We start from the raw sequence: 11,626 nt of genomic DNA, 5'->3' as shown, positions 1-11,626 counted from the left end.
TCACTTATTTCATTAATTTCATCCTTGTTAGATAAGTAATGTTTAGCTCTTCGTAAAGCTTCTATATCACTATCTAATTTATTTATTGTTTTTTCTAATTTTTCAAATCTCATCGTATATTACTCACTTTTCTTATTTATTCATTTAATCGCTTAATAAAAGTCAACTTATTATAACACTAAACTTTGCTATATATCTATTTAAAATTTATAATATCAAAAATATGTCACTCTTACAATAATATTAGTGAGAGTTTTTCATAATTTAAATTCCATACAAACAAACTATATAAACATTTAATAATTGCTAGAAAACATGAAAATACCTGCAATTTAAACACTAGTATTAATCTTACTATCAATCTAAATATAAGCAATATAAAATTATGAAATACTTAAAATATTTATTTAAAGTATTTCATAATTTTATAAGCCTACTTTATTTTCGCATTAATTCCATCATAAAGATATTTCAAATATTCTACATTTACATTATTATTTATTAGCTTATCGATCCTGGCTTTTGCTATTTTCATTGTGTCCTTTGCTTCACTAAAATCTTTATCCTTAATACAATTACTTGTATAAGTTAGCAAGTAATCTATTTTTAAAACATCTTCTGCTAAATCTTCTCTATCTTCATTAACTAATTCAACTAATAAAGAATATATCTTAGGAGAAGTTGTTGCTTTAGTATCCATTAAAATATCTGTATTTCTACTCGTTTTTTTTGCCATAAATATAAACACCTCATTTCTAGACGATTATAACATTCAAATTTATATTTTTCTAGAAATAAACAACATGAATTTAGTTTTATCCATTACTAACTAATATAGCTACTTAAATAACGGCTCAACACCAAAATGGAGTATGTAGTGAAAATATTATAAAAGATCAGATAGATACATGGAGCTTATAACATAGATTTACGTATATAAAAAGAAACCAAAGCTATTGCTTCAAGTTTCTTTTTTGCTTCTTTATTTATCATTTTATGACTAACATTTTATCCCCATTCTTTTGAAATATATATTCTACTTTTTCTACCTTAACTGTATAAGCTGCATTATAATGATTAATGATTGGCTGAAGTAAGCTTGACTCATTTGCATCAAGATCTAAAATTGGAAATATGCGAATTTCCTTGCATATTCTAAGCATTTCATCAATAGCTCTTATATGAAATTCTAAACCTAATTGAGCATAAAGTAATAAAAAATGTGAACTAAGTCCAATATCAAAATATTTATCTTGAAAATTAGTTTTATTCGGTAGCTCATGAGAAATATACCTATTTTCTTGTCTTCCTTTTTCAAAATCATTTAGAAATTTATACATTGCTCTCATTCTAATCTTCTCTAAACCTTCTACGTCCTTTATACTTGTCCAAATAAAATTCTTTTTATTTTCTTTAGTTTGTTTCATTACAGCATCTTTTGTTTCTTCTATTCTATTCAATAATTGTTCTTTAGTAAATTCATAAATTAGATCAAATGATATTACAGTATTATTTAATTTTTTCATTTCAGCATTAAAACTTGCAGGTCCATCGCCAAAGCTTGCAATAGATTTTTTCAAATCATCATCGGTTAATGAAAACATTGTTTTATATTCCTCTAAGGTCCTCCCCCATGGAACTACTTTTGATAACTCGAATGGCATTTTTTTCACTCCTCTTTTTTTATCTTTAATTCAAAATTCACGAAACAATCTATCATTTCTCTATATACTTTTTCAATTAAATATGGCTCTAAATTATTTTGATTTGCTAAATGTCTTACCTTGATTATAACTCTTTCTACTCTTTGGGGCGCTTTAACATCATCACGATTCTTCTTGAAATTAGCAGCTTGCATAACATAATTACTTCGCTTTGCAATTAGCCTTACAATTTCTTCATCAATTTTATCTATATTATCTCTTACTTCCTCTAAATCTTTGCATATCATAAAAACCTCATTTCCTCCTTTTTACTTACAAATTAACTAAACCTATAGATGTTACCTATTAAATTTAGTTCAGGCTTATTTTTTAATTTATTTCTTAAACTTGACATAATTATAATAAAACAAATCACTTCGTCCCCGAAGTGTTGAACGAAGTGATCTTCTGCATTTACATTTTAATACTTAAACTATATTTATAATTAATTAGCCCCTTTTAGTTATAAGCTTATTGCTATTATTTAAAAATTTATTTAATTAAACCCCATTTTTAAATCTTTTACGAAATCAATTACTGCTTCTTTGCCTTCTGCCATTCTCTTAACTATTGCGCTACCTACAATTACCCCATCACAATAATCTTTTACTTCCTTAACTACTTCCTTTGAAGAAATTCCAAACCCAATACACATTGGGATTTCAACAATTTTTCTGACTTCAGCTAAATATTCATGAGTTCCTTTATCTAAAGATTTTCTTTCACCAGTTGTACCATTTGTGGATACACAATATACAAACCCTTTTGCCCCTTTGGTTATTGCTGCTATCCTATCTCTAGATGTTCTCGCCACTAATGGAATTAGATATATACCATTTTCTTCGCAAACTTTATCGAGGTCACCTCTTTCTTCAAGTGGAACATCTGGAACTATAAGTCCATCTACCCCACTTTTTGCTGCAGCTTTAAGAAAATTCTCTATTCCATTGAAATATACAACATTAAAATACACCATTAATACAATTGGTACTTCACACTTTTCTCTTATTAGCTCTACACATCTAAATATATCTTTTACTTTCGTTCCATTTTGTAGTGCTTTAGTATATGCATTTTGTATTACTGGACCATCAGCAAGAGGATCTCTAAAAGGTACACCAATTTCAACTACAGTTGCCCCTTCTTTTTCTAAAGACACTACTAAATCAGCTGTTTCTTCAACTGTGAAATCTGCTCCACATGTTACAAATGGTATTAGAGCTTTTTCATTATTCTCTTTTTGCTTATTGAATGATATATCTATTCTATTCATTATTTTTCACCTAGATATGCAAGCACCGCATCCATATCTTTATCTCCTCTCCCTGAAATATTAATAATTATGATTTTATCACTATCAAGTGTTGGTGCTAGTTTTTTAGCATATGCTACAGCATGGGATGATTCTAGTGCTGGTACTATTCCCTCTATTCTCGTCAAATACATAAATCCATCTTCTACTGCTTCTTCATCTGTTATACTTGCATACTCTGCTCTATTAGTTTCAGCTAGATATGCATGTTCTGGCCCAACGCCTGGATAATCTAGACCTGCAGATATTGAATATGCTTCTAGTACCCCTCCATCATTATCCTGAAGCACATAACTTAACATTCCATGTAAAATTCCTTTTTCTTTTTTTGTAATAGTTGCTGCATGTTCTCCAGATTCAATACCTTTACCTGCTGCCTCAACTCCGATAAGACCTACTTCTTTATCATCAATAAATGGATAGAATATTCCAATTGCATTACTTCCACCGCCTACTGGAGCTAAAATATAATCTGGCAATTTTCCTTCGAGCTCTAAAATTTGCTTTCTTGCTTCATCACCTATTACTCTTTGAAAATTTCTTACCATAGTTGGATATGGATGCGGTCCGGCAGCTGTTCCTAAAACGTAATATGTGTCTTCTACATTTGTAGCCCAATATCTAATTGCCTCAGTTACTGCATCATTTAACGTTCTTACTCCATTTAATACCGGAACAACTTCAGCACCTAAAAGCTCCATCTTTTTAACATTCATAGCTTGCCTCTTTATATCTTCTTCTCCCATGAATATCTTACACTCCATGCCAAATTTCGCTGCCACTGTAGCTGTTGCAACACCATGCTGTCCTGCACCAGTTTCTGCAATAACTTTCTTCTTCCCCATCCTTTTAGCTAACAGGACTTGACCAAGAGCATTATTAATTTTATGGGCACCAGTATGATTTAGATCTTCCCTCTTTAAATAAATTTTTGCTCCCCCTAAGTCCTTTGTCATATTTTCAGCATAATATAAAGGACTTGGCCTTCCTGTATAATAATTTAGGTTATACATATATTCATCCATGAATTCTTTATCATCAATTACTTTTTTATATGCATCTTCAAGTTCTATCAGTGCATTCATTACAGTTTCTGGAACATATTGTCCCCCAAATTCGTTAAATCTACCTTTCATTATTTTTCCATCCCTTCTTTTATTCAACTAATAGCTTTTTATGTTGTGAATTATTAATCAATAATTTTTCTAACATTTTCAATTAAATCTTTCATTTTTTTAAAAGATTTTATTCTAGCTCCATCCTCCCTGATAATCTCTACACCTGATGAAACATCTATCCCTCTAGGCCTTGCCTTAATTATTCGTTCAACAACATTCTCAGGGGTTATTCCTCCAGCTAGAAAGAAAGTATCTCGCATATTAACAGTTTCAGTATCAAAACCTAAATTATAAGTTTCTTTAATGAATAACTCTTTTAAATTATCTAATGAAAAGACTTCACCACTTCCCGGCTTATCTCCATCTATAAGAAAACCATCAATCAAGTGCTTCTGAGTAATCTTTACGTATTTATTTATGTTTTCTATATCATTTATAGATAAAGCTTTCCATATTTTTATTGATTCATTTACATTGCTCCTAAGTAACGATATATAGTTTTCATCTTCCTTTCCATGAAGCTGAAGAACATTTAACGGTACTTCTGCAATAATATCTAAAATTTCATCTAAAGGATTATCTTTAAATACTCCAACTATCTTTATATCTTTATTTAAATTGAGACATAATTTTTTTGCTATTTTAGGTGTCACCTGTCTTTTACTTTTAGTGAATACAAAGCCTATATATTCTGGCTTTAAAATATTCAAAAATTCGATTTCTTTTTCATTAGTTATTCCACATATTTTAATTTCAATCATATTAAATCCCCGCTTATTTCACTTAGCAATATGATAATCACAATTAAAGCTTTAAAAAATTTACTCAAGATTTCTTATTATCATTAACACAAAATCAAACTTGCCTACTACTTTATGCTCACTACTTATTATTTCTAAATTTCTTATATTCTGATTTGAATTCTGTATTATCTATATTTCTCATAAATAACTCTCCAATTAACACTCCATCTGCTCCAAAGTTTTTTATCATTTCTAAATCGTCTATACTCATGATCCCACTTTCTGCAACTATAATCTTACCTTTTGGGATATGTTTTATTAGCTCCTTTGTAGTTTCTAGAGTTACATTAAAGGTTTTTAAATCTCTATTATTAATGCCTATAATTTCACAATCATATTTTAATGCTAAATCTAACTCTTCCTTATTATGAACTTCTACTAAAGGCTCCAGATTAAATTTCTTAGCTTCATTGTAAAAGCTCCCCAATTTATTGCCTAAAATGCTTGCAATAAGTAAAATTCCATTTGCTCCTAAGATCTTTGCTTCGTATATTTGATAAAAATCTATTATAAAATCTTTTCGCAAAATCGGAATATGTGAAACTTTTCTTATCTCCTTTAAATATTCATCTGATCCTAAAAAGAAATCTTCTTCTGTCAATATAGAGAACACATCAATACCTAAGTAAGTGTAATAATTTAAAATTTCTTTTACATTAAAATCTTTTACTATTAGTCCTTTTGATGGAGATGCTTTTTTAAATTCTCCAATTACAGATAAACCTTTTTTCTTTAGTGCTGCTTTAAATGGATTTATATAATTTGATTCTTTTTCAAGTTTAACTTTTTCTAAAGCTTGCTTCTCCAATTCTTTTATAGGAATTTCTGTTTTTCTTTTTTCAACTCTTATTTTTTTCTTTTTTACAATATCATCTAAAATCAAAATATATCACCTCATCTTATAAACTTATAAGTTCTTTATATTTTTCATATGCTGCTCCTGAATCAATAAGTTTGCTTGCTTTCTTAATTCCTTCTTCTATGGACTCAGCAAGTTCTGCTACATAAAGTGCAGCTCCAGTGTTTATTTCTACTATATCTCTAGGTGCACCTTTTTTTCCCTTCAGAATATCTAGAATTATTTCTGAATTTTCTTTAGCATCTCCTCCCTTTATATCATCAAGCTTAGATTTACTAATACCTAACTTCTCGGGTTCTAACTTATATTCCTTAATTTCTCCATCTTTAATTTCACATACAGTAGTAGCTGTTGTTGTTGTTATCTCATCCAAGCCATCATCACCACACACAACCAGTGCCCTTTTTAATCCAAGCTTAAGCAATACTTCCCCAACTGGTTTAACCAATGATTTATCATATACCCCTAGAAGCTGTCCAGTAAGCGGTGCTGGATTAGAAAGGGGTCCTATAATATTAAATATAGTCCTTGTACCAAGTTCTTTTCTTTCCTTTGCTACATTCTTCATTGCTCCATTGTATTTTGGTGCAAATAAGAATGCCATTCCGTTTTCCTCTATTATCTTTCTGCTTTGAATATCATCAAAATCAATCTTAATTCCAAGTTCAGTAAGCACGTCTGCACTTCCACTTTTACTTGAAACTGCACGGTTACCATGTTTAGCTACTTTTGCACCACCACTTGCCGCAACAATTGCAACTGCTGTGGAAATATTAAAAGTCTTTGCCCCATCTCCACCAGTTCCACAGGTATCTATTAGATGCTTTGGATTTTCAATTTTTACTGGAATAAAATTATCTCTTAAGGCCTTAACTGCACCTAATATTTGACTTGGTGTTTCTCCACACATTTTAAGACCTATTAAGAATCCTCCAATTTGAGCAGATGTTGCTTCACCTTTCATTATTTGATTTATTACATCTCTTACATCATCCTCTGTTAATGCTTCCTTTAAGGATAACTTTTTAATTGCATAATCTATTGTCATTATTTATACCCCCTTTAAATTATATTTTTATAAATTTATTTATTATCTTTGTGCCTATCAATGCACATCCACTACAACATTCTTTTAAATTTGTTTTCCTTCAAATTCAGCAATTCTTTTTACTTTATTCATCAATGAATCGAATTGATCAGGTGTTAGTGATTGTTGCCCATCGCTTAATGCATTTTCCGGATCATTATGAACCTCTATCATAAGACCATCTGCACCTGCACTTATAGCCGCCTTTGCCATCGGTTCCACTAAGTAAGCATAACCACCAGCATGACTTGGATCAATTATTATCGGCAGATGTGATAACTTTTTAATTACAGGAATAGCTTGCAAATCTAACGTATTTCTTGTCATTGTTTCAAAGGTTCTTATTCCTCTTTCACATAAAATTATATTTGAATTTCCTCCTGACATTATATATTCAGCTGACATAAGCCATTCCTCAATTGTTGCAGATAAGCCTCTTTTTAATAATATTATTTTATTAGTTTTTCCTATCTGTTTTAATAAATCAAAGTTTTGCATATTTCTAGCACCAATCTGAATAACATCAACATTTTCTATAAATTCATCAATATAATCTGTTGACATAAGCTCCGTCACTATTGGAAGCCCAGTTTCCTGTTTTGCTGTTTTTAATAATTTTAATCCCTCAAGTTCTAAACCTTGAAAACTATATGGTGAAGTTCTAGGCTTAAAAGCTCCACCTCTTAAAAAATTGGCCCCAGCATCTTTTACTCTCCTTGCAACCTCAACAATCTGCTCTTCATTTTCTACCGAACACGGACCTGCTATTATTCCAAGTTTGTTCCCTCCTATAACTGAATTATGAACATTTATTATAGTATCTTGTTCTTTAAACATTCTATTTGCCTTCTTAAATGGTTCTTGCACTTTCATGCAACGTTCTACACCACTTAAAGCTTGAAATTCATCTATATCTAACATTGATGTATCTCCAATAGCACCAATGATACAGTATTCTTTACCTTTAGATACATTCGTTCTTAATCCTTTTCCTTCAATAATTGATTTTACTTTTTTAATTTCTGCATCATTGGCATTTATTTTCATTCTAATAACCATTAAAATAAATCTCCTTACTTCTACTTTTATTGCTGCTGCTAAAAACTATCATTACAAATGTTAATTACAAAATTCCCAATCATATGCTTGCCCTTTTGTGTATATATGGATTCTGGATGAAATTGAAGTCCAAATACATTATATTCTTTATGCTTAACTGCCATAATATCATTGCTTTCAGCAGTTGAAGCTATAACTTCAAGGCAACTTGGGAGTGAACTATTTTCGACTATTAAAGAATGATATCTCATAACCTCTAATTTTCTCGGAATACCTTCAAATATATCCTTTCCTTTAACCTGAACCTTTGAAGTCTTACCATGAAAAATTTCATTAGCTCTAATTACCTTTCCTCCATATGCCACTGCAATGCTTTGATGTCCAAGACATATTCCTAAAATAGGAATACTTTTCCCTAATTTCTTTATAACTTCTATTGAAATTCCTGCATCTTCTGGAATACCAGGCCCTGGAGAAATTACTATGCCTTTAGGATTTAATTTTTCTAGTTCCTCAATGGTTATTTCATCATTTCTATATACCTTAGTTTCTGCAAATTCACTTAAATACTGATATAGATTAAATGTAAATGAATCATAATTATCAATTAGCGCTATCATCTTAATACCTCCTTTAAAACCATTAACTTATTTTGAATTTCTTCAAACTCTTTTTCTGGAATTGAATCGTAGACTATACCTGCTCCAGCCTGAAGATAAGCTATTTTATCTTTTAAGATAATAGTTCTTATGGTAATTGCCACATCCATATCACCTTCATATGAGAAATAACCAACTGCGCCTGAATAAATTCCTCGCATGCAATCTTCAAGGTCTTCTATTATTTCCATTGCCCTTATCTTTGGTGCGCCAGATACAGTTCCTGCAGGGAGGCATGCTGCAAGTGCATCAAAGCCATCCTTACTATCTTCTATTTCGCCAACAACCTTTGTTGTTATATGCATTACATGAGAGAATTTTTCAATTTTCATAAAGTCATTAACATTAACTGTACCTATCTTACTTACTTTTCCTATATCATTTCTTCCAAGATCCACTAGCATAATATGTTCTGCTAGTTCCTTTTTATCTTCTAGCAGTTCCTTTTCAAGAGCACTATCTATTTCTGGAGTTTCTCCTCTTCCTCGTGTACCAGCTATAGGATTAGTTATAACCTTACCGTTTCTAACCGACACAAGACTTTCGGGAGAAGAACCTACAATTTGGTAAGTTTCATAATCAATTAGATACATGTAAGGCGATGGATTTTCTTCTCTAAGCCTTCTATAAATCTCCAAATAGGACTTTTCAGTCATACACTTCATTCTCTGAGATAATACAACTTGAAAAATATCTCCAGCTAAAATATGCTCTTTTGCCTTCTTAACATTTTCAATAAAATTCTCTCTAGACGTATGAAATTCAAAAGATATATCTTTCTTCTCTTCTGATTCCTCAGCTAGAGTTGTTCCATGTATCAGACTGCTAATATATTCTCTTTGTGACAAAATTATTTCATCATATTCCCTTTTATCATTGTCCAAAATGTTATCTACAACATAAACCTTGTGAGTAAAGTGATCATAACAAATATATCTATTATAAAAATTAAACCTTATAATGGGTAATTTTAATTCATCTGGATTTTTAAAATTGAGCTTCTTTTCATATAACTGTATTGAGTCGTAACCAATATATCCAATTGCCCCACCTTTAAATGAAAAAGAATTAGTATCTTTATCAAATTTTCTTCTAATTTCCTTTTTAAGTTCATCTATCTCTTCTTTGCCATCTCCACAGACTTCTTTATACGGGTCTTCTCCCATAAATGAGTATCTTCCAAAATAGTTTTCTTTTGTTCCACTCTCAAAGATAAACTTTCTGCTTCCTTTAAAACCTCTAAAAATTTTTATTGGAGTAATTTCATCTCCTCTAAATTCGCTTATTAATGAAAATACAGCTTTGTCTTTCTTCTTTTCATTAAAATTTTCTTTTGAAATATTAATCATACTTTCTTCCCCCTTAACTTCCATAAAATTATAAATTTGCGTTTGCTCACATTGCATATGGCTTACTATTATCTTGAATACTCCTAGATATTATTTGGACACCCCCAAATTTTTATTCTATCTTTGAATATAAAAAAAGCCACTCCATCCCAAATTTTGGGACGAAGTGACTCGTTATGCCACCCAAATACACATACACTCAAATGGTATTTTCTAATTATAAAATAAACTAAAAAAAGCATTCCGTCCAAAATAGGACGAAATGCTAAAATTTCGCTATACCACCTAATGCATATTTCTTATCAGATACGTAATATGAGAAACTTACATCAATTTACAACTAACAGTTAATGTTGAAACTCTACAGAATTTCTTCCCTCACTGTTAAATAAGTTTTCATAAAATTATATCCTGTCATTTTAACGGCTGACTTCCCGTACATTCCTACTTTAAATATTTCAAAATGTCACCTCAAAGACCCATTCAATAATATCTACAGTATTCGAATCTCACCAAACATCGAACTCTCTTTACACTAAGCTTTATCATCTACTATTCTTATCGAAGGCTTTAATTTAAAACTTTTATTTATAAAAATATAACACATTCTAATATATTTTACAAGTGTTTTCTAAAAAAATACTAAAATTTCATTATAAGCCTTTTTATAGCATGTTAGGTACAGTATTGATCATTGTAATAATTCATCATGTTTTATAATCTACAATCAGTAAAAAATTTCAACAAAAATAAAATCACTTTTAATGTTTGTAACCTTTTTTAATAACTTGAATATATTGATTACGATCGAGTTATTAAATTTATTATTGAAAGGATTTGATAAAATGGAAACAGCGTATGACTTATTTAGAAAGTTACTTGAGGTTATGACAGACATTGATCGGACTTTAAATGAAAAATCCAAAGTAACTGATGCTAGGAATATTGAATTATTAGATAAGAAAATAGATGCTTTAGAAGTTAAAATGTATGAACTAAAAAATAGATTAAAGAGTATCAAACTATAATAAAATAAGCCTACAATAATAGTAGGCCTTTACATAAACTTTTACATTAACACAATATATTTTAAGTTTTGTCTAATTGATAATTATATATAATACATATCTTCCTTATTATGTTTCTTATAGTCATTGACTAAATCTTCTAATGTAATAGAGTTAAAGAAATTTATTATTTTATTATTTATAACATTCCATAAATTTTCACTCATAAAATTTTCAATTTCATTGTCATCATTTTCTATATCAATTAAAAGTAAGTCTCCTTCAAGAACGCTTAAAATATCTCCTATTCTAAATTCCCTAGGACTTTTAGCCAAGAAATATCCTCCCTGTGCTCCTTTTTTCGCGTTTATTATTCCGCCTTTTCTTAAAGATGAAAATATTTGCTCTAAATACCTTTCAGATATTCCTTGTCTTTCTGATATACTTTTTACTGTAACCATTTCAGAAGATGAATATATACATATATCTATTAATGCTCTTAATCCATATCTACCTTTTGTTGAAATTTTCATAAAATCACCATATCCTACCTTTCTTTCTATATTTAATTATATTAAGACATTTATAGAAAATCAACTATATATATTTAGCAGTAATACTTAATTTTCTATAACTTTTCTTTTTTCTGACATAATTATTCCAGATTATA

The 11,626-nt window shown here is 29.7% G+C and carries 14 protein-coding genes (1 of these 14 running past the window's edge); 1 reads left to right on the top strand and 13 read right to left on the bottom strand.

Annotation, left to right across the window (positions count from 1 at the left end):
* From CDLVIII_RS16040 to trpE, 12 genes are all read right to left on the bottom strand, one after another.
* Window positions 1-113, bottom strand: partial view of a hypothetical protein gene (locus CDLVIII_RS16040; protein ID WP_009170498.1) — the 5' portion only. 307 nt of this gene lie to the left of the window's left edge; 113 of the gene's 420 nt are visible here — the first part of the coding sequence; the start codon lies at window positions 111-113; its stop codon lies beyond the left edge, outside the window.
* Between the two features lie 320 nt (window positions 114-433).
* Window positions 434-736, bottom strand: coding sequence for a hypothetical protein (locus tag CDLVIII_RS16035; protein ID WP_009170497.1), 303 nt, complete (start codon window positions 734-736; stop codon window positions 434-436).
* A gap of 253 nt (window positions 737-989) precedes the next feature.
* The gene (locus CDLVIII_RS16030) at window positions 990-1,664 is read right to left on the bottom strand and encodes a hypothetical protein (protein ID WP_009170496.1); all 675 of its coding nucleotides are present in this window, start codon (window positions 1,662-1,664) and stop codon (window positions 990-992) included.
* A gap of 5 nt (window positions 1,665-1,669) precedes the next feature.
* Entirely contained in the window at window positions 1,670-1,951 is a 282-nt protein-coding gene (locus CDLVIII_RS16025) for a chorismate mutase (RefSeq protein WP_009170495.1), read from the bottom strand.
* Between the two features lie 248 nt (window positions 1,952-2,199).
* The gene (gene trpA / locus CDLVIII_RS16020; RefSeq protein ID WP_009170494.1) at window positions 2,200-2,976 is read right to left on the bottom strand and encodes a tryptophan synthase subunit alpha; all 777 of its coding nucleotides are present in this window, start codon (window positions 2,974-2,976) and stop codon (window positions 2,200-2,202) included.
* Window positions 2,976-4,151 (bottom strand): tryptophan synthase subunit beta, encoded by a 1,176-nt coding sequence (gene trpB / locus CDLVIII_RS16015; protein ID WP_009170493.1) that lies wholly within the window; start codon window positions 4,149-4,151, stop codon window positions 2,976-2,978. The genes trpA and trpB overlap by 1 nt, the downstream gene beginning before the upstream one ends.
* A gap of 53 nt (window positions 4,152-4,204) precedes the next feature.
* A complete protein-coding gene (locus tag CDLVIII_RS16010) occupies window positions 4,205-4,894 on the bottom strand; it encodes a phosphoribosylanthranilate isomerase (RefSeq protein WP_009170492.1) in 690 nt (229 codons plus the stop codon).
* Between the two features lie 121 nt (window positions 4,895-5,015).
* Entirely contained in the window at window positions 5,016-5,819 is an 804-nt protein-coding gene (gene trpC / locus CDLVIII_RS16005) for an indole-3-glycerol phosphate synthase TrpC (protein WP_009170491.1), read from the bottom strand.
* A gap of 16 nt (window positions 5,820-5,835) precedes the next feature.
* Window positions 5,836-6,843, bottom strand: coding sequence for an anthranilate phosphoribosyltransferase (gene trpD, locus CDLVIII_RS16000; protein ID WP_009170490.1), 1,008 nt, complete (start codon window positions 6,841-6,843; stop codon window positions 5,836-5,838).
* An 84-nt stretch (window positions 6,844-6,927) separates the two neighbouring features.
* Entirely contained in the window at window positions 6,928-7,941 is a 1,014-nt protein-coding gene (gene aroF / locus CDLVIII_RS15995) for a 3-deoxy-7-phosphoheptulonate synthase (RefSeq protein ID WP_009170489.1), read from the bottom strand.
* Between the two features lie 38 nt (window positions 7,942-7,979).
* Window positions 7,980-8,561 carry an aminodeoxychorismate/anthranilate synthase component II gene (locus CDLVIII_RS15990; RefSeq protein WP_009170488.1) on the bottom strand — a complete coding sequence of 194 codons (582 nt, stop codon included), beginning with the start codon at window positions 8,559-8,561 and terminating at the stop codon, window positions 7,980-7,982.
* Window positions 8,558-9,949: an anthranilate synthase component I gene (gene trpE, locus CDLVIII_RS15985; protein WP_009170487.1), complete on the bottom strand. Its 1,392-nt coding sequence runs from the start codon at window positions 9,947-9,949 to the stop codon at window positions 8,558-8,560. Before trpE ends, CDLVIII_RS15990 begins: the two co-directional genes overlap by 4 nt.
* 845 nt (window positions 9,950-10,794) lie before the next feature.
* On the opposite strand from trpE, the gene CDLVIII_RS15980 reads away from it, so the two are divergent.
* Window positions 10,795-10,977, top strand: a complete 183-nt coding sequence (locus tag CDLVIII_RS15980; RefSeq protein WP_009170486.1) for a hypothetical protein — start codon at window positions 10,795-10,797, stop codon at window positions 10,975-10,977.
* An 83-nt stretch (window positions 10,978-11,060) separates the two neighbouring features.
* On the opposite strand, the gene CDLVIII_RS15975 is transcribed toward CDLVIII_RS15980, so the two are convergent.
* Window positions 11,061-11,489, bottom strand: a complete 429-nt coding sequence (locus CDLVIII_RS15975) for an Rrf2 family transcriptional regulator (protein ID WP_009170485.1) — start codon at window positions 11,487-11,489, stop codon at window positions 11,061-11,063.
* Window positions 11,490-11,626: the final 137 nt, after the last annotated feature.

The sequence above is a fragment of the Clostridium sp. DL-VIII genome, assembly GCF_000230835.1.
Classification (GTDB): Bacteria; Bacillota; Clostridia; order Clostridiales; family Clostridiaceae; genus Clostridium.
The sequence above is the reverse complement of the archived record's forward strand: the minus strand, read 5'-3'. Positions and strand labels throughout refer to the sequence as shown.

Coding starts and splice junctions, on each gene's coding strand:
- CDLVIII_RS16035 (WP_009170497.1), bottom strand. CDS start 736: ATGGCAAAAAAAACGAGTAGAAATACAGATATTTTAATGGATACTAAA.
- CDLVIII_RS16030 (WP_009170496.1), bottom strand. CDS start 1,664: ATGCCATTCGAGTTATCAAAAGTAGTTCCATGGGGGAGGACCTTAGAG.
- CDLVIII_RS16025 (WP_009170495.1), bottom strand. CDS start 1,951: ATGATATGCAAAGATTTAGAGGAAGTAAGAGATAATATAGATAAAATT.
- trpA (WP_009170494.1), bottom strand. CDS start 2,976: ATGAATAGAATAGATATATCATTCAATAAGCAAAAAGAGAATAATGAA.
- trpB (WP_009170493.1), bottom strand. CDS start 4,151: ATGAAAGGTAGATTTAACGAATTTGGGGGACAATATGTTCCAGAAACT.
- CDLVIII_RS16010 (WP_009170492.1), bottom strand. CDS start 4,894: ATGATTGAAATTAAAATATGTGGAATAACTAATGAAAAAGAAATCGAA.
- trpD (WP_009170490.1), bottom strand. CDS start 6,843: ATGACAATAGATTATGCAATTAAAAAGTTATCCTTAAAGGAAGCATTA.
- aroF (WP_009170489.1), bottom strand. CDS start 7,941: ATGGTTATTAGAATGAAAATAAATGCCAATGATGCAGAAATTAAAAAA.
- CDLVIII_RS15990 (WP_009170488.1), bottom strand. CDS start 8,561: ATGATAGCGCTAATTGATAATTATGATTCATTTACATTTAATCTATAT.
- trpE (WP_009170487.1), bottom strand. CDS start 9,949: ATGATTAATATTTCAAAAGAAAATTTTAATGAAAAGAAGAAAGACAAA.
- CDLVIII_RS15980 (WP_009170486.1), top strand. CDS start 10,795: ATGGAAACAGCGTATGACTTATTTAGAAAGTTACTTGAGGTTATGACA.
- CDLVIII_RS15975 (WP_009170485.1), bottom strand. CDS start 11,489: ATGAAAATTTCAACAAAAGGTAGATATGGATTAAGAGCATTAATAGAT.